The 24110-nt window shown below is 45.7% G+C and carries 21 protein-coding genes; 11 read left to right on the forward strand and 10 right to left on the reverse strand.

All coding sequences use genetic code 11. From position 1 onward, the window contains the following. The first annotated feature begins 23 nt into the window (after positions 1-23). Positions 24-1163, forward strand: a complete 1140-nt coding sequence (locus FME95_RS08380) for an alpha-D-ribose 1-methylphosphonate 5-triphosphate diphosphatase (RefSeq protein ID WP_147713934.1) — start codon at positions 24-26, stop codon at positions 1161-1163. A gap of 111 nt (positions 1164-1274) precedes the next feature. Beyond that, on the forward strand, positions 1275-2561 hold the full coding sequence (locus FME95_RS08385) for an MFS transporter (RefSeq protein ID WP_147713935.1): 1287 nt from the start codon (positions 1275-1277) through the stop codon (positions 2559-2561). 343 nt (positions 2562-2904) lie between these two features. On the opposite strand, the gene FME95_RS08390 is transcribed toward FME95_RS08385, so the two are convergent. The 8 genes from FME95_RS08390 to FME95_RS08425 form a co-directional block, all read right to left on the reverse strand. After that, entirely contained in the window at positions 2905-4176 is a 1272-nt protein-coding gene (locus FME95_RS08390) for a B12-binding domain-containing radical SAM protein (RefSeq protein WP_147713936.1), read from the reverse strand. A 465-nt stretch (positions 4177-4641) separates the two neighbouring features. Then, positions 4642-7374 (reverse strand): ankyrin repeat domain-containing protein, encoded by a 2733-nt coding sequence (locus FME95_RS08395; protein ID WP_147713937.1) that lies wholly within the window; start codon positions 7372-7374, stop codon positions 4642-4644. A 144-nt stretch (positions 7375-7518) separates the two neighbouring features. Further along, entirely contained in the window at positions 7519-7878 is a 360-nt protein-coding gene (locus FME95_RS08400; RefSeq protein ID WP_147713938.1) for a tetratricopeptide repeat protein, read from the reverse strand. A 267-nt stretch (positions 7879-8145) separates the two neighbouring features. After that, positions 8146-9978 carry a glutamine--fructose-6-phosphate transaminase (isomerizing) gene (glmS, locus tag FME95_RS08405; RefSeq protein ID WP_147713939.1) on the reverse strand — a complete coding sequence of 611 codons (1833 nt, stop codon included), beginning with the start codon at positions 9976-9978 and terminating at the stop codon, positions 8146-8148. A gap of 90 nt (positions 9979-10068) precedes the next feature. Then, positions 10069-10839 carry a DeoR/GlpR family DNA-binding transcription regulator gene (locus FME95_RS08410; RefSeq protein WP_147713940.1) on the reverse strand — a complete coding sequence of 257 codons (771 nt, stop codon included), beginning with the start codon at positions 10837-10839 and terminating at the stop codon, positions 10069-10071. A 289-nt stretch (positions 10840-11128) separates the two neighbouring features. Further along, on the reverse strand, positions 11129-12493 hold the full coding sequence (gene glmU / locus FME95_RS08415; protein WP_147713941.1) for a bifunctional UDP-N-acetylglucosamine diphosphorylase/glucosamine-1-phosphate N-acetyltransferase GlmU: 1365 nt from the start codon (positions 12491-12493) through the stop codon (positions 11129-11131). A 185-nt stretch (positions 12494-12678) separates the two neighbouring features. Next, the gene (locus FME95_RS08420; RefSeq protein ID WP_147713942.1) at positions 12679-13629 is read right to left on the reverse strand and encodes an AEC family transporter; all 951 of its coding nucleotides are present in this window, start codon (positions 13627-13629) and stop codon (positions 12679-12681) included. Positions 13630-13953: 324 nt separating this feature from the next. Next, complete coding sequence (locus FME95_RS08425) at positions 13954-14331, reverse strand: DUF3461 family protein (RefSeq protein ID WP_147713943.1); 378 nt, start codon at positions 14329-14331, stop codon at positions 13954-13956. 288 nt (positions 14332-14619) lie between these two features. Here FME95_RS08425 and FME95_RS08430 point away from each other — a divergent pair, with 288 nt between their 5' ends. The 8 genes from FME95_RS08430 to FME95_RS08465 all read left to right on the forward strand — a co-directional run bounded on the left by FME95_RS08430 (position 14620) and on the right by FME95_RS08465 (position 21460). After that, positions 14620-14904 carry a hypothetical protein gene (locus FME95_RS08430; RefSeq protein ID WP_147713944.1) on the forward strand — a complete coding sequence of 95 codons (285 nt, stop codon included), beginning with the start codon at positions 14620-14622 and terminating at the stop codon, positions 14902-14904. Positions 14905-15078: 174 nt separating this feature from the next. Then, entirely contained in the window at positions 15079-17874 is a 2796-nt protein-coding gene (locus FME95_RS08435) for a monovalent cation/H+ antiporter subunit A (RefSeq protein ID WP_147713945.1), read from the forward strand. Then, positions 17874-18236: a Na+/H+ antiporter subunit C gene (locus FME95_RS08440; protein WP_147713946.1), complete on the forward strand. Its 363-nt coding sequence runs from the start codon at positions 17874-17876 to the stop codon at positions 18234-18236. Before FME95_RS08435 ends, FME95_RS08440 begins: the two co-directional genes overlap by 1 nt. Further along, positions 18233-19762, forward strand: a complete 1530-nt coding sequence (locus FME95_RS08445) for a monovalent cation/H+ antiporter subunit D (RefSeq protein ID WP_147713947.1) — start codon at positions 18233-18235, stop codon at positions 19760-19762. Before FME95_RS08440 ends, FME95_RS08445 begins: the two co-directional genes overlap by 4 nt. After that, positions 19749-20252 carry a Na+/H+ antiporter subunit E gene (locus FME95_RS08450; RefSeq protein ID WP_147713948.1) on the forward strand — a complete coding sequence of 168 codons (504 nt, stop codon included), beginning with the start codon at positions 19749-19751 and terminating at the stop codon, positions 20250-20252. Before FME95_RS08445 ends, FME95_RS08450 begins: the two co-directional genes overlap by 14 nt. Then, the gene (locus FME95_RS08455; RefSeq protein WP_147713949.1) at positions 20246-20515 is read left to right on the forward strand and encodes a K+/H+ antiporter subunit F; all 270 of its coding nucleotides are present in this window, start codon (positions 20246-20248) and stop codon (positions 20513-20515) included. The genes FME95_RS08450 and FME95_RS08455 overlap by 7 nt, the downstream gene beginning before the upstream one ends. Before the next feature lie 27 nt (positions 20516-20542). After that, entirely contained in the window at positions 20543-20896 is a 354-nt protein-coding gene (locus FME95_RS08460) for a Na+/H+ antiporter subunit G (protein WP_147713950.1), read from the forward strand. Between the two features lie 6 nt (positions 20897-20902). After that, positions 20903-21460 (forward strand): AAA family ATPase, encoded by a 558-nt coding sequence (locus FME95_RS08465; protein ID WP_187265480.1) that lies wholly within the window; start codon positions 20903-20905, stop codon positions 21458-21460. 14 nt (positions 21461-21474) lie between these two features. Here the strand turns inward: FME95_RS08465 and trpA are convergent, their stop codons facing one another. Beyond that, positions 21475-22242: a tryptophan synthase subunit alpha gene (gene trpA, locus FME95_RS08470; protein WP_147713952.1), complete on the reverse strand. Its 768-nt coding sequence runs from the start codon at positions 22240-22242 to the stop codon at positions 21475-21477. After that, positions 22239-23504, reverse strand: a complete 1266-nt coding sequence (gene trpB / locus FME95_RS08475; RefSeq protein WP_147713953.1) for a tryptophan synthase subunit beta — start codon at positions 23502-23504, stop codon at positions 22239-22241. Before trpB ends, trpA begins: the two co-directional genes overlap by 4 nt. Positions 23505-23611: 107 nt before the next feature. On the opposite strand from trpB, the gene FME95_RS08480 reads away from it, so the two are divergent. Next, positions 23612-24079 (forward strand): TetR/AcrR family transcriptional regulator, encoded by a 468-nt coding sequence (locus FME95_RS08480; RefSeq protein ID WP_147713954.1) that lies wholly within the window; start codon positions 23612-23614, stop codon positions 24077-24079. Positions 24080-24110 lie beyond the last annotated feature (31 nt).

A 24110-nucleotide genomic window follows, 5' to 3' on the forward strand; every position in this document is an offset into this window, starting at 1 on the left:
ACCCTTTCAGGAAACCTAAAACGATGACCATAACGACATTTACCAATGCCAAAATCATAACAGGTGATGAGGTTATCAACGGCACAATACAGTTTGATGATCACGGCATTAGCGACATTCAATCCGGCAACAGCCAAATTCCAGCCGCGATAGATTGCCAAGGCGATTACATCGCACCAGGTTTAGTAGAATTACACACCGACAACCTAGAACGCCACTTACAACCGCGCCCCAGCGTGCATTACCCTCACAATGCTGCGGTGATGGCACACGACCGAGAGCTAGCCAGCACTGGTATTACCACCGTTTTCGATGCGTTACGCATTGGCTCGATGACACCCAAAGAAAGCCAATACCAACGCTACGCACGTGAATGCGCGCACGAAATTTTGCACAACCAAGCGCAAGGTAATTTAAAAATTAGCCACTACTTACACATCCGTTCTGAGGTGTGCTCGGAAACGCTTTTGGATGAAATTGCCGAATTTAGTACCGAAGATCGCATCGGCATCGTCAGCCTTATGGACCACACGCCGGGCCAACGTCAGTTCCGCGACATCACACAAATGGAAGCTTACTTGCAAGGCAAATACGGCATGAACCGTGAGCAGATGGACGCCCATTTTGACAGCCTGTATGAACTGCAAAATCGGCTCGGCAAAACGCACGAACAAGCCACCATAGAATTCGCCCGCGCCATGAACGCAACACTGGCTAGCCACGACGATACCACAACAGAAGACGTGCTCAGCTCGAAAAAAAATCGAGTCTCACTGGCCGAATTTCCAACCACAGTAGAAGCCGCTGCTGCCTGTAGAGAACACAATATTCCGGTGATGATGGGCGCGCCCAATTTAGTACGCGGCAGCTCACACTCGGGCAATGTTTCGGCAATGGAATTGGTGCGCATGAACCTGATGGACATTATCAGCTCCGATTACATTCCCAGCGCCTTACTGTACAGCGCCGTCAAAGTCGGCATGGAACTAAACGACTTACCACAAGGCATCGCTACGGCCACACGGGCACCGGCACTCGCCGCAGGCCTTACCGACCGAGGCGAGCTTAAACCTGGTTTGCGCGCTGACTTAATCCGCTTTTCATTAGCCGCCGACACGCCGTTATTACAAAGTGTTTGGTGCAAAGGCCAGCGAGTGTCTTGAGAACCATCTTAATAGAAACGTCTTGATAAACATCTTAATAAAAACGAGCTGAATGCTAAATAAAGTTGACTTGAGTGTTCATCAAAAAACCACAGAGTGAAAGTTTGCGCTATGAAGTCATTGTTTAGCCAAGTCGCTTATTGCATCGATCGAGCATACTGCTCGGTCGGGTTAGATGTTCATCAATACGCGCAACGCAAACCTGAACGAGCACAAAAAATTGCCATCTGGCTGTTAGCGATTGGCCAAACGCTGGGTTATGCCGGGCTCTATTATATTTTTTCTGCTTTGTTGTTTAGCTGGGATGCCTCACTCGGCTGGGGCAAAGAAAAGCTAACTCTGGCGTTCATGGCTGCCGCCTTTGCCGGGGCTGCTGTGTCGCCATTTGCCGGACGCATTGTCGACATGGGCGGTAGCCGTTGGTTACTCAGCGGCGGCATGGCGTTAGGCGCGCTGGCACTGATTTTATTAAGCACAACTCAACACTACGCTGGCTTTATTGTCTGCTGGTTATTGCTTGGTGTTTCACACGAGTTGGCGCTTTACGGGCCTTGTTTTGCTTTTGTCACTCGCACCACAGGCTTACAGGCCAGTCGCAACATTACCCTCATTACACTGATGGCAGGCTTTGCATCGACACTCGCATTACCTGCCGGTGCCTTTTTAGCTGAAAGTATCGGTTGGCGCAGCACCTGTTTAGTATTCGCGGCAGTCGTTGCCTTCATCGGCGCACCTGCGCTCTACGCGGGAGCAACGATGATCGAATGCTGCCCGAGTAAAATAGATTTACCGGAAGCCAAGAAACAAAATAAACAAGCCTTTGCTTTAATCCGCAAACGGCCTGCTTTCTGGTTGCTTTGTCTCGCCTTTCCACTAATCGGCTTTACCACCAACCTGTTACTCATTCACATCATTCCTATCCTGATCGAATCTGGCATGGCGTTATCGCAAGCGGTGTTAGTCACGGTATTCTTTGGGCCGATGCAAGTCGTTGGCCGACTCACCATTATGCTGCTCGCCGGGCGATTAAATTCGCTCGCCCTGACTATTGTTTCTTGTGCAGGTATTTTTATTGCCGTGCTACTGCTAAAAACAGTCGGCACAATCGCCTTAGCAGGCTACGCCTTTGCCATTTTATTTGGTGCCTGTAACGGCATTCTGAGTATTTTAAAACCACTGGTCACCGCCAATGTACTCGGCAAAACCGCTATTGGGATGGTCACCGGCAGCATGGCCGTACCCTATTTAATTATGGTAGCACTATCACCACAGATCGGCTCTTTTCTATGGCGAATTGACGGCTACGACTTAGCCCTTAACGTCGCAGCTGGTGTTTCTGCCACCGCTCTGATCACACTCTTAAGTTTGGTGTTTTTGTTGAGAAGAAGTCGGGATTGATAAGGTTTAGTTTAATTAATTCTGCGATGTAACCTCATTTTTATCTATTCCAATATGTGCAAATAAATTAAATTGGTAGCTAACTCGACTAACCAACATGCAGCCGAACTCAAAATATCACAATAAGCTCGGCAACGACTTTCAATATGGATTCGCTAACATCGAATTTCTTGCCTTAAACCGGTCATTAGTCTCAGTTCCGTTTGCAATACTCAGCTTCAACTTGGATCCCTCTTTTATTAACTCGGCTACATTCTTCTCGATATTTAGCTGTTCTTCTATCTTACTATACGACAGGTTAGAGTATTCTTTACGATGCTTATCTAAACGGCGCAAATATAATTCATGCAATACCATCCATATCGCGATTTGAAAGAGAGAGAGATATATTCCGCATCTCATGGTACTCACGTTCATTAAAGGAACTCGACGATACAACATGTGGAATTAACGAATCATCGATAACCTTCTCAACCAGCAGCCACTTCTTAGATTCATTCTTTAGCTTTGTTCCCTCTAACAGCATCAGCGGGTATGCCACTACATCCTTCACACATTGATCTTTAAGGAAACGAATGCTCTCATTAAATGAATCAACTGTTTGCAAAGGCAATCCATAGATTAAGCTGACCAGAAATGGTATTTCATATGTTTTAAGCAATTCAATTTTCTGAGAAATGACTTTCAAATTATTAGGCCGGTCGATTACCTTAAATTCACTTGGAACAACAGTCTGCAATCCAAATTCAAGACTGACATTAAGCTGTCGACAAAGCTTTAGGAATTCCTCTGTTATAAACTCAAATCGAACCTGTAGATTCAGCTCTGAGCTCAGACGTATTCCGATGCAGTATTTAAGAATTTCTAAGTGGTTATCTGAGGGATTATTGAAGATCGGATCCAGGACATTAATTTTCTTAACATCTTTAGCTTTAAACTGATCCAATTCAGATTTGATCCTTTCCAAATCAAATGAGCGTACAGAGACACCTGAAAGATCTCGATGCTGACAAAAATTGCACTTAAAATTGCACCCTCGCTTGGTTTCCCAGTGAACCATCTGTTGACCTTGTTTAAGTGGGATGGCCGAGTATAGATTACCATTCGCTAAATATGGAGAAGGCAGTATCGCGAAATCTGAGGGGCGATCCTGGTCATGGTAGATTTTTCGGCCTGCTATGTTGGAGTCAAATATTGCTTCGAGGAGTGTAAACTCAGCATTTCCAACGATATAGGCGTCTCCGGTCGGGTATTTGTCGAAACAAGTACCCCCATGAACTTCATAGCCACCCAATATGAACTTTCCTTCAAAACCTTGAGTTCGAAATAATTGCATAAGCGGCTCAACTAGGTGGCTTGACCAAACATAGCAGGCCAGAGCAATATGACTCAACTGACAAACATCACATTGACCACGGATAAAACTGACGACATCTTTGGGTGTCAATTCTTTAGGCTGACTCATACTGATTGGAATATGGTCAATTAAAAATGTACTGCCGAATTCAGGGTGTGCATGGCAAGCAGCAAGCAGGCTACCAGCAGCTAGGCCAGTACCCGATTTTCCTCGTTGAGAGAAATCGAAGGTTATTAGAAGGACATTCTGCTCAATCATGCTGCATCTCCTTCCAAGCAATAAAGATTAGAGGCAACGAGATCACATACTCTATTCAGGTCCTTTCGCCAGAGTGCGATAACTATCATCGTTGACTTTTCGACACTGACTTTAATCAGGAGACGTTTTTTTCTAGAAAGCCGGACTAACCGCCAACCTGGTGCTGCTTTCAACTTTTTATATCGTGTATTTGGTAGTTGCTGACCAAACACTTGGATCTTATGAATCTCACTTGCATCGAAGGATGCCTTTCGATACGACCAGACCTGACAAGCAGTGGTACTCTCAATACTCTTAAACTTAAACATGTTAGACCTCTCGTTCTGTGTTTGAGTTAGCGCTGATTGGTTATAGCGCAAACAAATACTCACAAAACCGATGCCTATTTCTTAGGAAAAGTAGCTGTCACCCCCTAAATTAGAAGGTGTAGCTCGATATGAAGCCTTCAAGGGAAACATCACTTGATTAGTCAGGGGTGGCTTCTTTGACTAATTCTGGGAACCGATCCGTCAGGAGCCAGGTAATTTCTTGAAATTCCTTATAGTCCCCAATTTGTCGGCCATTTTTGGCCATAGCTTTTCTATGCTCTTTATGAGTAGACGAGTAAAAAATGGCCCAATCAATTGGTGTACCACCTCTGTCATCTTTCGCAGATACTAGCTCTGGATAGTTATTAGCTAGATATTCGACCGCTGGGTAATTTCCAGCTCGAACAGCAGTGTGTAATACATTGGCTTCATTCGAAGACAATAATTTAATTACTCGGGGGAATTGTTGATGTTTGGTGAGCTGTTCAAAGCAGGTTTGGGATCGACTTGCAACTGACGAGTGAAGCGCAGTACGTCCCTTAAAATCCTGATAGTCCAACTCAGCCCCAGCTAGAATTAGCTTTGCAACAATTTGATCAAATCCATTGTTAGCTGCAAGCATAAGTGGAGTTTGGCGTTTGAAGTCAGCTTTGTTACTCAAAGATGGTATGAGTTCAATGAGCAATTCCATTAGTAAATGGTAGTTTTTTTCTACTACATCAAAAGAGAAGCCTACTAAACTCGCGATTTCTTTCATTCTTGGCAGATCGGAAGCTATCTTAATTAACAAAACTAATATAGATTCGTTACGACCACCAGAAACAGACTTTACCGCGAGGTCTGAGAAATGCTTGTTGATCCATTCACATATTTCCTCACGTGCTAATTGCTTACTAGGCTCCATTACAAAGCGAATCACTTCTTTTGGTAACTCAGAAATAATCTCAGCTTTAGGATAACCTATGTAAGGTGTGTAAAGGGTCTTACCGAAGTACTCGAACAACCCTGGCACATAGTTTTCAATGACCGGAGATAGGTCGTTCGAATCTTCAAATACCAATCCACCAATAAATCTTGAAAATATAGACTCCAATGAATTCAAGTTAAATGTCTTCATCGGTACGGCTAATTCAAGTGAGAGAAGATCTCTTGCGATTCCTCCTTGATGTTCGCCAAAACAGTAATTTTCTGATACTTCAAGAGCCTTCCTGAATAACTTCCTGGCACCATCAAAGTCATTCCTATACAACTTATGCTTAGCAGAAAAATCTAGGTAAAATGGCTCAAAAACGTGTCGCTCGGGGTGCTTTTCGAAATGCTGTAAGAGCTCAGAAACTCTAGCCTCAGTATCCTTTTGATAAAAACTAAAACCGTCGTTATTGAGAATGGCAGAAAGCTCCAGTATAAATATCTCTAACTTATTCAGGGATGTCGTTTTTACCTCCTTCATTCGCCGAACTAATGCCATCCGATTTCTGTAGCTATCTCGTAGAAAAGCAGTTCGATATAGAACATCAAAATCGTTCACTTTCTTCAAATCTTTACCTCGAATGACATTTGGGCTAGATACTGAAATTTTTTCAGCTTGCGAAGTTATTGATATATCCCGTTTCTTGAGACTCACCTTTCTCTTCAAGTAGTACATTTGGTCTTGCGGTGAGATCGGAAACACATCATTGATGTCATTCGTCCCGATTAGCGATCTGAAAGTAATGTTTAAATGTTCTGCAAGGTGACCTTCAATATCAGAAATAACCTCACTTTGTACTCCTGAAAATACATCATCCTTCAGGAAAAAAGGCACGGAGTTCGCAAAAATTCGGGTTTCTTTTTCTGGTTCCGTCGTTCGCTTTAACGACTGAATAGTCAAATTGAAAGACAGTTCCAGGATCTTTATAAGTTGCAACGTCTTGTTTTTTGCAGGATCTGCCGATTTAAACGTGTAGGAATTACCTGAGATTAATTTGCACAGATTCTTATAGCCAGCCTCACAGGCCCTTGCGACCTTTAGCCTTTTTACAACAGTACTAATCGATGGCTGAGAATAGCGATTTATCATCAAAGCTACAAAGTGCAACATGAGGTCTTCATTCAAGTCAGATGGTGAAGCGTTAAGTAAGTTATCAATAACATCACGATCTAGCGGCACTTCATGTTTTAGGAGGCCTGGCGTCAGTCCTTTTTTGCTTATAAAACCCCTTGCTACTTCGAATTGAGCAACTGCAGGTAGGCTAGTATCAACACTAAACGTACCGTTAAATGTAAGCTCAAGATCTGTAAAATACTCGTCTATCTTCGATCTAAACGGTGTGGTTTTGCCATCCTTCCAGTTTCGAAGTGTCTTAACTAGAGACTCTTCGTCCTTGCCACGCTTTGTCAGCCCCATTTGTTGTGCTGTTTTATCTAGTGAGACGCCCATCAAATCGAGGAACCAGTCAACAACCATTTGCACTGGCATTTTAAGCTCATGACTCTCTCCGAGCTGCTCGGAGAAAGGTAGAAACCAGAAATATCCTCCTGGCATACCTTTGTCTATAGGTGAATCCGACTGCCAGAAGGCGAGATGTCGCCCCAGTTGAGGCATGATCAAACAGCTTGCGATGTGATAAACAACCTGGGCATCAGTGATGCCATAGGTCCATGTTTTTAAACGAATATTGTCAATAACGGAGCCCGACGACATCAGGTTTTGCATGATGTCGATAGCTTCGGTTTCTTCTATGGCCAGCTCTTCAAAGATCTCTTGAATCAAGTCGGCTACTTTCTGCTGGTGTTCCATAAACACACCAGTACGGGCTAACAGTGATTTCTTCTTCTTGGGACTGTATTGCAAACCCAAAGCAGAATGCACGCTGAGTATTATTTTTTCAAATGAGGGGAATGAAGCCATAAGTGATCCTTTTGCTAATTTAGAGGCTATTAGCTCATTCCTTGAGGCTAAATATCAGAGAAAAGTTGGTGCCACCTCTTATTTTTAAAATTAAGTTTGGCGTTTTTGTTGAGAAGATATCGGGGTTGATAAGATTTAGTTTAACTAATTTTGAGATGCAGACTCATTTAAGCTGCGAAGCGTTTTATCTGTCTGTAAAAGAGCTTTTGCTTTAAATGCGGCTTCCGTTTCTGGGTACTTATCAACAACGTAATTGAGCACACCTAAGGCATAAGCTGACTCTCCTAACTTCATATAATTATCAGCTTTTAACAACATTAAATTGGCAGTATCTTCATCGGAGTAATTATATTTAATTAAAGAATACTCAATTTTCCGTAATGACTCCTCATAGTTTCCTTCGTCATTGGCATTATAAGAATTGCTTGCAGAAGCCGGGGCTAAAGAGCACCCAGACATTATTAAAATTACTGCAGCCAATAATGCGATAGTATATTTATTCATAATTTCCTCTTTAGAAACGCCATAATCACCGACTAAAAGTGAGCAATGATTTATAGTCTGGTAATAACTAAACCTATTCTTTGTTAACGCTGTGTTAACCTGACTCCACCGTCAAGCTACACTATTTTTAATTAAGTTTCTAGAAAGCTAGCAGGCTTACGACGACGGCCTCAATTATCTTTTCATAATAAATTACCGCTACCGATTCTTAATCGGTAGCGGAAAACTAGCTTTAGCTATTTATTTAGCCCTGTCACTTAATCTTACTTACTCAACCGTAACAGCTTTTGCGAGGTTACGAGGCTGGTCGACGTCGGTGCCTTTAATCAGCGCGACGTGGTAAGCCAACAGTTGCATCGGCACGGTGTAGAAAATCGGTGCGGTGATTTCGTTAACGTGCGGCATGGAAATAATTTTCATATTTTCAGAGGCTTCGAAGCCTGCTTTTTCGTCGGCGAAGACATACAGTTGACCGCCGCGTGCGCGCACTTCTTCGACATTAGATTTTAGTTTTTCTAACAGGTCGTTGTTTGGTGCAATAACGACGACTGGCATTTCTGCGTCGATCAAGGCAAGCGGGCCGTGCTTTAATTCTCCGGCGGCATACGCTTCGGCGTGAATGTATGAAATTTCTTTCAGTTTTAGCGCCGCTTCCATGGCGATTGGGTAGTATTCGCCACGACCTAAAAACAGCGTGTGGTGTTTGTCGGCAAAGTCTTCGGCCAGTGTTTCAATTTCGTTGTCGTACGCGAGGGCACTTTCAATGTGTACTGGCAGTGCGTGTAACTCTTTAACGATTTCTGCTTCACGTTTGGCGTCGATACGGCCTTGGTGTTTACCGATTGCGGTAACCAGCATCAGCATGGCCGCCAATTGAGTAGTAAAGGCTTTGGTAGAAGCCACGCCAATTTCGGTGCCGGCGCGGGTCATAAAGGCGATGTCCGATTCGCGCACCAAAGAAGAACCGGATACGTTACAGATAGTCATTACTGCCATGTAACCTTTCTCTTTTGCGATGCGCAGTGCGGCTAAGGTGTCGGCAGTTTCACCCGACTGTGACAGCGTAATCAGTAAGCTGTTTGGGCGCGTAACAAATTCGCGGTAGCGGAATTCGGAAGCGATTTCGACATCGCAACTGACGCCAGCAATCGATTCAAACCAGTAACGTGCTGCCATGCCAGAATTATAAGAAGTACCGCAAGCAATAATTTGTACGTGCTCAACCTTGGTTAAAATTTCGACCGCGTTAACGCCAATGCTTTCGGTAATGACTGAGTCTTTTGTGACTCGACCTTCGATAACATTCTTCATTGACTCTGGCTGTTCAAAAATTTCTTTTTGCATAAAGTGACGATACTGGCCTTTGGTGCCTGCGTCTTGCTCAGCGGTTGACTCAACTACTTCACGCTCAACGGGCTTACCGTTTACGTCGATCACTTTAACATCGCGACGGGTAATTTCGGCAACGTCACCTTCTTCTAAATAACTAAAGCGACGAGTAACAGAAAGCAGCGCTAGTTGGTCGGACGCTAAAAAGTTTTCACCCACGCCGTAACCAATCACTATCGGGCTACCTGAACGGGCAACAACAATTCGCTCAGGGTCGTTGCGATCTAAAATTACCGTGCCGTATGCGCCTTCTAATTGCGCGGCAGTTTTGTGCAGTGCTTCGATAAGCGTTTCTGACGTTCGGTATTCCCACTCAACCAAATGCGCGATAACTTCAGTATCGGTTTCTGAGCTGAACACATAACCACGCTCTTTTAATATTTCGCGCAAGCTTTCGTAGTTTTCGATAATGCCGTTATGCACGACAGAAATATCGCCAGAAATATGTGGGTGAGCGTTTGCCTCAGAAGGTTCACCATGCGTAGCCCAACGAGTGTGCGCAATACCAGTGCCGCCAGTGACGCCTTGCTGCTCAACGGCGTCGGCCAATTCTTGCACCTTGCCTAAGCGGCGCACACGAGTCAGATTTTTTTCGCTGTCGACCACGGCAACACCAGCAGAGTCGTAACCGCGATATTCTAAACGGCGTAAACCTTCGACTAAAATTTCGGCGACATCACGTTGAGCTACGGCTCCAACTATTCCACACATAATTTGTTCCTCTTTTTAATATCGTTAAATTCTGTTTTTAATTTAATTGTTAAAATATTTTTTAAATTTTATTTCGCAAGTCGCTGCAATCTATTTGCTCTCAGCGAGAATAACCGTCACACCCTTGGCGCGAATCTGCTCGACAATCGCCGGATCTAATTGGCTGTCGGTCACTAAGGTCGATATCTGCTGCCAAGCCAATTCTAAGTTATGAATTTTTCGGCCAATCTTGTTTGATTCGGCAAGCACGATCACCTCACGTGCGACATCGGCCATGACACGACTTAAGCCCACCAACTCGTTAAAGGTGGTGGTGCCACGTTCAACATCGATGCCATCGGCACCAATAAAGAGTTGGTCGAAGTCGTATTGGCGCAACGCCTGTTCCGCGATTTGACCTTGGAAGGCTTCAGAGTGTGGGTCCCATGTGCCGCCGGGCATCAACAAGGTTGGCTCGTTTTCTAATTCACGCAGGCTTGCGGCTATGGCGAGAGAATTGGTCATCACCACCAGCCCCTGCTTTTTAGCAAATTCAGGCAGCATCGCCGCGGTAGTACTGCCGCTGTCGATAATAATTCGGTTGTGGTCACGAATAAGCTGAGCCGCGGCTACGGCGATCGATTTTTTACGAACCGAAAGTTCTTCATCTGCCGTTTCGTTGATTAATTCTTTAGGTAACGGTACCGCACCGCCATAACGGCGCAGCAAAAGGCCACTGGCTTCTAAACTGGCTAAGTCTTTACGCACGGTCACTTCAGAGGTTTGCAGCTGCTTAGCAAGCTCATCAACCTTAACCTCACCCTGTAAGGCAAGCTGGTCGAGAATTAGTCGTCGGCGCTGCTGAGTGTTTCGTTTGGACATTTTAAAACCAATTAACTTTCGAATCGAAACTTATTCTAGTTTTATCGTTCCGTTTGGCAAGTTATTTTTTAGCTTTTTGCACCTTTCTATACAAAAGTGCGTCCTTGTTGGCGCTTTTTAATTGCCGCTTACTTAATTACCATCCACCGCATTTAGCGCTAAAAACGCAAAAAGCCCCGTACGGCATAACCGACGGGGCTTTTAAACTGCTGAGCTGTTTCAGCTTCTAGTCTGTTTGAATTTCTAGTCTTCTAATGTTCTTCTAATAACCTTTTAAGAGCAAAGAGCACTAGGTGTCCTTCTTGGTTGGCCGCTGCCAATTTTCAATACTGGTTTGCTTAACACGGGTCACCGCCAACACGCCTTCAGGCACATCGCGAGTGATGGTTGCACCTGCGCCAACGGTGGCGTTTTTACCAACAGTGACTGGCGCGACTAACTGGCTATCGCTGCCAATAAAGGCGCCGTCTTCAATATGGGTGTGGTGTTTGTTGGCGCCATCGTAGTTACAAGTAATAGCACCGGCACCGATGTTCACCTTTTCACCAACGGTGGCATCACCAACGTAAGAAAGGTGATTCACTTTACTGCCTTTGCCAATAAAGGCTTTTTTGATTTCGACAAAGTTACCGATTTTAGAGTTGTCGGCAAGCTCGGCACCGGGACGTAAACGCGCAAATGGGCCAACCGTCACCTGTTCACCTAAGCTGGCATTTTCGATCACACTGTTAGCTTCAATCACACTGCCAGCACCAATGCTCGCATCACTGATAATGCAGTTGGCACCAATAGTAACGTTGTCGCCTAACTGCACATTGCCATTAAAAACACAGTTTATGTCGATGATGCAGTCTTGCCCTGCAGTTAAATTACCGCGCACATCCAAGCGAGCAGGGTCACGCAGAGTGACGCCATCGGTCATTAAACCATTAGCAATTTGCTGCTGGTGCCAACGCTCTAATTGCGCCAGCTGTAGGCGATTGTTAACGCCGAGGGTTTCGTGCTCTTGCATCGGGTGCACGGTATTAACCTTAACGTCGTTAGCAACCGCCATGGCGATTAAATCGGTTAGGTAATATTCACCCTGAGCGTTGTTGTTTTTCAGCTTTGGTAACCATTGATGTAATGCCTGGGCTGGCACCGCCATGATGCCGCTGTTGACTTCGGTAATGGCAAGCTCGGCTTCACTGGCGTCTTTCTGTTCGACGATAGCCTGCACTTCGCCTTGCTCGTTTCGCACGATGCGGCCATAGCCGGTTGGGTCTTCAGTAATGACCGTTAATAAACCCATACTACTTTCACCAACTTTCGCCACCAATGCTTTGAGGGTATCTGGTTGGGTTAAGGGTACATCGCCATACAAAATAAGCACCGCGCCATCTGCTGGCAAGTTTGGTAATGCTTGAGCCACGGCGTGGCCGGTACCGAGCTGCTCCGCTTGTAAACAAAATTTGATCGAGGCATCTGCAAAATAGGCTTTTACCTGTTCTGCACCGTGACCGACAACAAGGTTGATGTCATCACTAAAGTGGCGTGCAGTGTCGACTACATGAGCCGCCAGCGGTTTACCAGCCAAGGTGTGTAAGACTTTCGGTAAAGCCGATTTCATGCGTGAGCCTTGGCCTGCAGCCAACACAACGATGCTAACGTCCATAAGGTTCCTATTGCTTCAATTCTGTACTGGGGCGAACCCAATAGATAAAGGTGAATGTTATAAAAGTAGATATTATAAAGGCGAATGTTATAAAGACGAAGGTTATAAAGATAGTGCTGGCCGCCATTCTAGGCGGCCACGATGAAATGGCAAGTCAGTCAGTCGAGGCGCTTCTGAATTAGGTGTTAAATCCACTGCCATGCTTTCATTAATGAAAGTCCGATGCTGGTAGAGATCAGGCTGAAGACAGTAGTAATGGCGATAATATTGGCGGCTAAGCTGGCGTTGCCGCCCATCGCGCGCACCATCATATAGCTGGCAGCAGCGGTCGGTGTCGCCATCATTAAATACATCACGCCCAGTTCCATACCTCTAAAGCCAAACCAGTACGCTAAAGCCGCAGCGCCATAAGGCAATACCACTAACTTTAACAGTGTCGCCCAAGCGGAAACCTTGCCAGCCGAAACCAAACCGGCCCAAGAAAGCGTCGCGCCAATGCTCAGCAACGCAATCGGCAGTGTCATTTGCGCCATGTACTTGGCGGCACCTAAGGCAAATTGCGGTACTGGAATGCCAGACACACGCCAAACGCCAGCAAGAATAATGGCGATGATCAGTGGGTTTTTTACCAATGCCAGAGTAGAAGAAAGAATAGGGTTGCCACTTGATTGCTGGCCAGACCATTGATTCAGCGTGATCACCGCTAAAATGTTATACAGCAGAGACAACACCGCCAAATAGATAGCCGCCAAGGTAGCACCGTCGTCGCCAAAAGCACTGATGCAAAAGGCGATACCGACAATGCCCATATTGCCGCGAAACGCACCCTGCACAAAAACACCGCGCTCTTCTCGAAAATTAATAATCCAACGGCTAAACAGTGTCAGCAGAACAAACGAGGCCAACGTAAAGCCGACACCATAGACGATAATTGTCCAATCGATATGCTCGGTGGTATCGGCGCTCACTATATTGATAAATAACAGCGACGGCAGGCCAACGTTAAACACTAGCTTAGAAGCCGATTGGTTAAACGCTTCGTTGATCCAGCCTAAGCGTTTGAAGTAAACACCTAATACAACAACCAAAGCAATGGGTAGGGTGATTTGGAGCGAGAACAAAATATTGGCGAGCACTGACGACCTCTATAATAACGGCGGTTACCAATAACGAAATGACCAGTAACGGGATTACCGAATTCGATGAGCCTTTGGAACTGTTAGTTTCGTAATTTAATGTCGTAGTAACACGTCGATGCAAAGCACCGAAAATGGCCTAACGAACAGGAGCGCCAGCTTATCAGATATTCTGCAAATACGTGTGGCAGAAATATTGATCATAGACAAGCGAGTCAACTTTTACCAAATACATCAACCCGCTGCTGCACTACTTATTTAGCTATTTAGTTTTAGTGCAACAACAGATAGTACAACAGTAGGCGTTGCTCATTCTCAACTGGCTTAGAGCTTTTTAAGATCTTCTTCAATTTCGGCAATTTTATTGGCCACTACTTTTTCTAAGTGACGCAGCTCTGTGAGGATCTTTTTCTTCACATCGGCTTCGACGGCTTCTGCACCAACCACCTTATCGAGTTCTTCAACGATAAAACGAAGCGAGGGTGCAATCTCGGTGGTATTTGAATAGGTGTTCGTGCCGCCGTCGACAACAACGCGCTTCTTTTGTCGTGGGTATTTAAATTTTTCACTGCGGGCAAAGAGCTCTCCTTTACCGCGTGCGTAATAGACTTTTAAGACATCGGCATCACCTTCGGTGCGCACTGTGTATTTTTCTATCAAGTCTATGTTGTTAATACCGATAGCATTTAGGTGTGGGTACATGGGTGGTAATCCTTTTCAGCAGTGAGTCAATTCTTATTGAACACAGATTAACCAACCCAAGCTAGCTTGCAAAGAGCCAAGTCGCAGGGTTGAAAACCTGAGGGCTACAGGTGAAATAGGTAATTTTATACTTTAGGCCTATTTTCATTGGCATAATCCATGTAAGAATGAATATCAAAGGATGATGCATTGTGCAATCAAGTTAGGGCAGAAGATGCTGTGCTGAGCAATAAATGAGATCGTTCAGCCAGGCTCTGGAGTCACAATTGCCAATTAGGAGAAAATGCAGTGGGCGTCCACGTTCGATTAGTCCAGATAGAAATGTATTTGCCACAAGCAACATCAAGCTCAGAATTACAAAAAGCTTTGGGCGCGCTGAAGCGACACTGCAAAAGCCAGCATCAGTTAGCGTTAGCAATGGAGCCTTTTCGAGAACAAGAACGCGGCGGGTTTTCGCTGGTTGTTACCGGCATTGATAAACCAACTGTCGAACATGAAAGTGATCAGCTAATGAGCTGGTTAGAATCTAACATTGCAGGCCAAGTATTAGCCTCCAATGTCACTTGGTTGTGAAATCAATCAACCAATAACCTTTAAAATCTCATGGGTGAAAGTAGAAACATTCTTGTTTTATACTTTTTAGCCTAAGATTGAATGGGTGTTTACTGGCCAACTATTGCCAGTAACGTTCGCCAAATAGAATGAGCAACGAACACCAACAACGTTAACATAGGAGTATTACACCTCATGGCGCTTTTTTGGGTCCCTCTGCTAACTGCTCTAGGTAGTTTAGCAGCACCGTCGACACTGGCTTTAAACCGAAGCCTCCGCCTTGCCATCAGTGCTTTATTTCCTGCCGCAGCGCTTGCCATTATTTTATCTTACACCGAGCAAGTTTTTGCCCAGGAATCGATCCGTTTTGCAATGGACTGGATTCCTGCTCTGGGCTTAGAGCTTTCGTTCCGTCTTGATGGTTTAGCCTATTTATTCTCGTTACTGATTCTGGCGATCGGCCTGTTGGTGATGCTGTACGCTCGCTACTATTTATCTGAACACGAAGCCTTTGGCCGTTTTTACGCCTACCTAATGTTATTTATGACCGCCATGCTTGGCATTGTGCTTTCTAATAACGTATTGCAAATGTGGTTCTTCTGGGAACTCACCAGCCTAACTTCCTTTTTGTTGATCAGTTTTTGGGGCCACCGCTCCGATGCTCGCAAAGGCGCACGTATGGCATTGACCATTACCGGCGCTGGCGGCTTGGCGTTATTAGGTGGCTTAATGTTGATTGGTCAACTAGTTGGCTCGTTTGACTTAGATGTCATCCTTGCCAGCCGCGAATTGATCCAAGGTTCTGATCAATACTTAGTGATTTTAATCTTGGTGCTTATTGGTGCTTTTACCAAATCGGCCCAGTTCCCGTTTTTCTTTTGGTTGCCACACGCCATGGCTGCACCAACACCTGTCAGCGCTTACTTGCACTCAGCAACCATGGTCAAGGCGGGCATCTTTTTAATGGCGCGGATGTTCCCTGTTTTAGCCGGTACCGAAGCCTGGTTCCTCATTGTCAGCATTACCGGTTTACTAACGTTGTTGATCGGTGCTTACATGGCACTGTTTAAACACGACCTTAAGGGTTTACTGGCCTACTCAACGGTCAGCCATTTGGGTTTAATTACTTTATTGCTCGGCTTAGGTACCAAGCTGGGCGCGGTCGCGGCCATTTTCCACATCATTAACCATGCGACCTTTAAAGCATCGTTATTTATGGCGGCCGGTATTATCGACCATGAAACGGGCACTCGTGATATGCGCAAACTCAGCGGCCTGTGGAAGTACATGCCGCAAACCGCAGCGCTGGCAATGATCGCCTCTTCGGCGATGGCCGGTATTCCGTTATTTAACGGTTTCTTATCGAAAGAGATGTTCTTTGCTGAAACACTGAACCAAAGCACGCTCGGCTCGATCTCGTGGATGATTCCTGTTTTTGCCACCATTGGCGCAGCCTTCTCAGTGGCCTATTCATTGCGCTTTATTCACGATGTTTTCTTTAATGGCGACGCCTCCGACTTACCTAAAAAGCCGCATGAACCACCTCGTTACATGCGTGTGCCGGTCGAAATTTTAGCCGCGCTGTGTCTTATCATTGGTATCTTCCCTGCCGCTGTTGTCGGCGATTTACTGAAAGCCGCCTCCGCCTCGGTGCTCGGCGACAAGCTGCCGTACTATCACCTACACATTTGGCATGGCTTTAATCTGCCGCTAATGATGAGTGCAATCGCTTTAGTGGGCGGTGTCGCACTCTATATGAATCGCCAATTATTGTTCCGAGTACAGGCCAACTTTACCGAACGCAACGAAAGCATTGTGTTCGATAACGGCATTAAAAAAGTACGCAATGCCGCTCGTTGGTTTATGCAGCGCTTTGATAACGGTGCCACTCAACGCTCTGTATTCTGGCTGCTATTTTTTGCCTTAGTCGTCTCATTGCCACCGCTGATGCAGTTAAACTCAACCGCTGGTGCACGACCACAATTGCCGGTAGATACCGTGATGGTCGCTGGTGCTGTGTTGCTGTGTATCGCTTCAATCGCAACGGTGATTTGGCATTATTTACGGCTGCTATCGCTGTTGTTGTTATCGGTTGTTGGCATGATCGTATCGCTCGCCTTTGTTTTATTTTCAGCGCCAGACTTAGCACTGACTCAGCTTTCGGTCGAGGTTGTCACCATCGTTCTATTGCTGTTAGCGCTGTACTTTTTACCACAGCGCTCGCGCAACTATGCTCCGCCAAGCTTGATGGTGCGCGACCTATCCGTCGCGGTATTAATTGGCGGTGTGGTTGGCACACTCACCTACGCCATGCTGACTCGTCCGCTCGACACTATTTCAAGCTTTTATACCGAGAACGCCAAAGCCTTAGGCGGCGGTACTAACATCGTCAACGTGATCTTGGTCGACTTCCGTGGCTTTGATACCTTCGGTGAAATCACAGTATTGGCCATTGCAGCACTGGGTATTTATAAACTGATTGCTCGCATGCGCATATTTTTACCTTCTGCCAACCCAGAAGGTATTCCTTGGGCAAAAGACAAACATCCCTTTATGTTCGAGGTAATTTCACAAGCGCTGTTACCGCTGGCGTTATTGATTTCCTGTTATATTTTCTTACGCGGCCACAACTTACCTGGCGGCGGCTTTATTGCAGGCCTGATTACTTCTATTGCCATTATTCAGCAGTACATTGCGCACGGTAACGACTGGTTAGTACCACGCATTAAGCTGAATTACTTAACGCTAATAAGTAGCGGTTTATTGATTGCCTTTATCACCGGTGTTGGTGGTTTTATTTGGCAGCAACCTTTCTTGAAAAGCTGGCACGATTACATCGACTTCCCACTGGTTGGCAAACTCGAAATTGCCAGCGCCATGGGCTTTGATTTAGGCGTGTACCTGACCGTGATTGGTTCTTCTATGATGATTCTCGCTAACTTAGGCGGCTTAACAACGGTTGATCGTTTACGACCGAAGGAGCATAAATAATGGAACTGCTGTTCGCATTTTGCATTGGCACATTAACCAGCTGTGGCGTTTACCTAACGCTTCGCGCAACCACCTTTAGCTTTGTGCTTGGCTTAACGTTACTTTCTTATGCGGTGAATCTATTTTTATTCGCCAGTGGCGGCCTAATGATCAACGCTGCACCGATTTTAAAAACAGGTGAGCTAATTACCGATCCATTGCCGCAAGCCTTGGTGTTAACCGCCATTGTTATTGGCTTTGCGATGACCGCCTTTATTGTAATTTTAGCCATGCGCGCACGCGCCGACTTGGGTAATGATCATCTCGATGGCAACCCACCAGACCTACCAGAAGTAAAACGTGGAGGCGATAGCCGATCATGAACCACCTGCCCATCTTACCGATTTTAATACCGGCGCTTGCTGGCATATTAATGTTGTTCCCAACACCGGCGAGCAGCATAAAATATCAGCGTTGGCTCGCTTACCTAAGCTTTGCTGCTATGGCTTACGTGTGCTGGCAAATAGTGGTCAGCGCTCAGTACGAAACCACGCTTTATGTGCTCGGTGGCTGGCAGCCGCCTTTTGGTATTATGCTGCTGCTCGATCACCTTTCGGCGATCATGATTACACTCACCACCTTGCTGGCGTTTTGCGCCTGCTTGTACGGCACCGCAGAAGAGCAAACCACTGGCCGCTTCTTTTATCCGCTGTTTATGTTCCAGCTTATGGGTATAAACGGTGCTTTCTTAACCGGTGATATCTTCAACCTGTTTGTATTTTTTGAAATTTTATTAATCGCCTCCTATGCGCTGTTGGTGCACGGTGGCGGTAAAGAAAAAACCGGTGCTGCGGTACATTACATTGCGCTGAACCTATTAGGCTCCGCTTTTTTCCTTATCGCATTAGGCACACTTTACGGCACGCTCGGCACGCTCAACATGGCTGACATGGCCGAAAAAGTGGCCTTGCTATCGCCACAACAGCAGGCCATCGCTAAAGCGGGTGGCTTATTACTGTTAGTTGTCTTCGGTCTTAAATCGGCCATGCTGCCATTGCACTTTTGGTTGCCTAAAACCTATTCGGCCGCAGCCGCTCCAATTGCTGCGCTGTTTGCGATTATGACCAAGGTTGGCCTGTACTCTATTTTCCGAGTCTTCGGTGGTATCTTTGGTAACGATGCTGGCGCTCTTGCAAACATTGCTACGCCGTGGATTTGGCCTCTTGGTATTGCCACTATTATCATCGGCTCCATCGGAGTTTTAGCGGCACCGTCACTGCGCCTAATGATTGCGAATGTAATCATTGTTTCAGTCGGTACGCTGTTACTCAGCTTTGTTATCAACGATGGCAAAGGCTTGAGTGCAGGGCTGTACTACCTAATCCATTCCACTCTAGTTGGCGGCGCACTGTTCTTAATTGCTGACCTAATCCGCATACAGCGCGGCGGCGCACAAGATCGTTTTGTGATAGCTCGATCACTGGCGCAGCCGGGCTTAATTGGTAGCTTCTTCTTTATTGCTGCCATTGCCGCTGTTGGTTTACCGCCGCTGTCTGGCTTTGTCGGTAAAGCATTAATCTTAAAGTCGGTCATTGCAGCCAACCAACAGCTTTGGGTTTGGAGTGTCATTCTATTAGGCAGTCTGGTTGCTCTAATCGCTTTTTCGCGTGCAGGCACCATGCTGTTTTGGCATGTCTCCGGTGCCAAAGCAGACGACAGTAAAAAGGCAAAACCGGCACAGGTCATTGCTATCAGTCTGCTATTGCTCGCCACACCAATACTAACCATTTTTGCGCATCCGGTGACGCTGTATACCGAACAAGCCGCTGGCGATATTCATAACAGCATGTATCAAGTTCAGGATGTTATCCATAACTCAGAAAAGGTTTCTCACGATGGACACCACTAATCAACGTAAGCCTAAAATTCGGTTTTTTACCTTTACGCTGCTTTTTGTTGTGTGGATTCTGCTTACCAATTCCTTAACCATTGGCAACATTTTATTGGCGCTGTTTTTATCAGCGTCGATCGTTTGGTTGGTACGGGATATTCGTAGTAACACCATTCGCCTACACAAGCCGTTATCGATCCCTAAATACGTTTTAATACTTTTTTGGGACATCGTTAGCTCTAATTTTATTGTCGCCAAACAAGTCTTAGGGCCGATTAAAAAACTAAAGCCGGGCTTTGTTGCCGTGCCATTGGATATGCGCGAGCCTATTCCAATTACGCTGCTAGCCAGTACCGTTTCGCTAACACCCGGCACTGTCAGTACTGAAGTTTCGGAAGATTTTTCCATACTTTATGTTCATGCACTTAACGTCAGCGATGAACAGGCACTCATTAACGAGATTAAACAGCGTTACGAAAAACCGCTGAAGGAGATTTTTGGATGCTAAATATAGTTGGTATTTTTGTCAGCAGCCTGATCGGTATTTCTTTGTTACTTAACATGTGGCGCTTTATGAAAGGCCCTAACATGCTAGACCGAGTAATAGCGCTAGACACTATGTACATCAACGCCATTGCCTTGATTATTTTGCTCGGTATTTTTCTTGATACCACGCTCTACTACGAAGGCGCGTTGCTTATCGCGATGCTTGGCTTTGTCAGTACTTCGGCGATTTGTAAATTTGTTCTACGTGGCGACATCATCGAATAACCACGTACTCATTGATTAGGAGATGAGATGACTATTAACGAAATTATAACCGCCGTATTACTGCTCATTGGCGGTCTGTTTTTATTTATTGGCTCAATTGGTTTGGTTCGATTACCGGACTTTTTCACCCGTCTACACGCACCGACAAAAGCCTCAACATTAGGCATCGGCGCGGTACTCATTGCCTCATTGGTTTATTTTTCTAGCCAAGAAAGCGGCATTAATATTAAAGAATTGTTGATCACCTTATTTATTGTTTTGAGTGCGCCGATAACCGCTCACATGCTTTCTAAAGCTGCGCTGCATGTGCGCCTGCCAATGCAAGACAACACCTTAAATAAAGACATGGTCGAAAAAATTCGCAATAGAGAATCGTCTTAAACTATCGTGAACGCCTGCTTATTTTTTTACGGTAAATCCGGCTCGGGTAAATCCTTTGCCGGAGACCTTCTCGCCGAATTACTCGGTTGGCAGCTTTACCATGCCGACCAAGACATCACTCCAGAAATGCAAACCGCATTAGCAAACCAGCAACCCTTTACCAATGCGATGCGTGATCAGTTTTTTTATAATGTTGGCGAAAAAATCCAGCAGCTTAACAGCCAACATCATCGCCTCATCGTCACCCAAGGCGCTTACAAACAAAAGCACCGTGATTACCTTAAATCGAAACTGCCGCAACTATATTTAGTGCAAGTAAATTGCCCCGATGAACAAATTATGCAGCGGATAGAGCAACGAAAAAGCGGCATCAGCCTGGCTAGCGCAAAGGCGTTATTGGCTGACTTTGAAGCTTCAGTGCAAGGGGATTACGTACTGGAAAACGGTGGCTCACGCCAACAACTCATTGCGAGTATGGTGCACATGGCAGAACAAATGCCGGAGTTATTTTCAACAGAAGAACTGGCCACTCTTACTCAAGCAGCAAAAGTGGCACAAGGATAACTACGCGTTACCGCTTAGCCTGCTAGACCAGAATCTTGCAACAACTGGTGCATTTTTTCTGCGGCCTTATCACTGCCCTGATCGCGTTGCCATTCAATGTATTTTGAACAAAACGCAGCGATTTCTGCGGTACCAGTTAAGGCTTTTAAATCTTCTGCCGCACGTACGCCAAAACCAATCGCTAGTGGTAAGTCGGTGTGTGTACGAATACGGGCAACGTAATTCTCAAACTCTTCACCCCATTGCGTTTGCTTACCGGTGACACCCATACGAGAAACAACGTAAATAAAACCACGCGCATTAGCGGCTATTTTTGCCACACGCTCATCGCTGATATTAGGAGTCACCATTAAAATCGGCGCAATGCCTAAGGCATCAAGTTTCGGCAACCAAGGCTCAATTTGCTCAACGGGCATATCAGGAATAATCATGGCTTTAATGCCAGCAGCGGCGGCATCTTCAAATAATTTTTCCAAACCGTATCGATACAGCGGATTAAGATAGCTCATTAAAATAAAGCTAGCTTGCGGATGCGCTTTAGTCACCTTTGCTGCTAATTCTAATGTCGCTTTCACCGAGCCACCCATTTTGAGTGCATCGTAACAGGCATTCACCAGCGTATGACCATCGGCAACGGGGTCACTAAAGGGTACCTGCAATTCGATTAGATTAACGCCTGCTTCAACCAAGCCTGCAATGGCTTTTTCGTTTTCATCCAAGCTCGGAAAGCCAACCACGGCGTGCGACATAACCTGTAATTTTTGGTGCTGCTGCGGAATCATGATTTTTCTCCCTTGCTTGCGTTCTCTAACTCTTGTGCACGTGCGGCTTCTCGCTGTAAAAATTCAGTCCACTCAGGCTGCGGGAAGGCATGTGCAATGTTGAAAATATCTTTATCACCTCGACCACTCAGGTTAATCACCATGTGTTGGTCTGGGCTCATCTGCTTGGCTCGTTTAAAGCCACCTGCTAGGGCGTGTGACGACTCCAATGCTGGAATAATACCTTCGGTTTTCATCAGCAGCTTAAACGCATCAACCACTTCTTGGTCGTTTGCGCTGTCGGCAATAACACGTCCGGTTTGCGACAGGTGCGATAAAATTGGCGATACGCCGACGTAATCAAGACCAGCAGCAATCGAATGAGTATCACCTAACTGACCATCATCGTCCTGTAAGAAAAGTGTTTTATAGCCTTGGGCAATGCCGTCTTCGCCAGTATCAGGTAGCAAACGTACCGAATGCTCGCCCGGTAAGAAGCTACGACCACCGGCTTCAACACCAATTAACTTAACCGCATCGTCTTCTAAAAAGTTAGCAAAGGCGCCCATTGCGTTAGAACCACCGCCAACACAGGCGACGACTTCATCGGGTAAACGACCGATTTTTTCCAGTGCCTGCTGCTTCATTTCTTGTGAAATAACGCTTTGGAAGTAGGTGACTAATTCCGGGAAGGGCGCAGGACCACAGGCGGTACCCAATACATAGTGGGTGGTTTCAACCGTGGCAGCCCAATCGCGTAATGCTTCGTCTAAGGCTTCTTTAAGCGTCCGCGCGCCGGTTTCAACACCAACCACCTCGGCACCCAATTGACGCATCCAAAAAACATTCGAATATTGACGCTCGATATCGTCTGCACCCATATAGATAGTTGCCTGCAAACCTAATCGTGCCGCCATAATGGCCGTTGCTAAACCGTGCTGACCCGCGCCAGTTTCAGCAATAACACGCTTTTTGCCCATACGTTGAACCAACAGGCCCTGACCTAATACGTTGTTAACCTTGTGCGCGCCAGAATGGTTAAGGTCTTCACGCTTAAGCCAAATTTGTGCGCCACCCAGCTCTTTAGAAAGACGACGCAGCGGCGTTAATGGCGTCGGCCGACCACTGAATTCTTGGCATAAGGAGAGATATTCTTGCCAAAAGGAAGGATCGTCGCGCAGTTGATTAAACATGGTTTCCAGTTCTTGTAACGCGGGCAGTAGAATCTCCGGCACATAACGGCCGCCAAACTCACCAAAATAACCTTGATCGCTGCGTATCATCGTGTTTTCCCTTTAGGCAGTTAACTTTTTGACCGTAAGTTTTAACGTGACTTTAACTAAACGGTTTAGTAAAGTTTGAAGCAATAGCGCACGAGATTCAATAGCCAATGGCCCAAATTTCTAAAAAAATTCAAATTGCCGAAACTGCTTTACCTCTGTTTTTAAATGACGGTTTTAAAGCCACCTCGATCGATAAGGTGGTCAAAGCATCTAAGGTTTCTAAACCGACAATTTATAATCACTTTCCTGATAAAGAAGCATTACTCTATTTTGCTTTGCAGCACTGGCTCGAACAGCAAGAGACACCTCTCATTCAGGCAACAGGTGAGCTAGATTTACAACACCAAATTAGCCAGCACTGGCTGACGCAAGAAGCCATTCTGTTTTACGGGCTGTTTCTTGGCGAAGGCCACAATGCGCACGAGGCCAAAACACTATTTTTAACGCAGTTCGATGAACCATGGCGCCATGCGTTACGTACTTGGTCTATAAGCCATAAAAAAGACCCCGAACAATGGCAACACTATATCAGCCACAAAATTGTCGCTTCTAGATTCTATACTGCTATGGAATAAACTGTATTTAGACGCCAGTCGCCAAAGGTAT

It is taken from the genome of Reinekea thalattae (genome assembly GCF_008041945.1).
GTDB lineage: Bacteria > Pseudomonadota > Gammaproteobacteria > Pseudomonadales > Natronospirillaceae > Reinekea > Reinekea thalattae.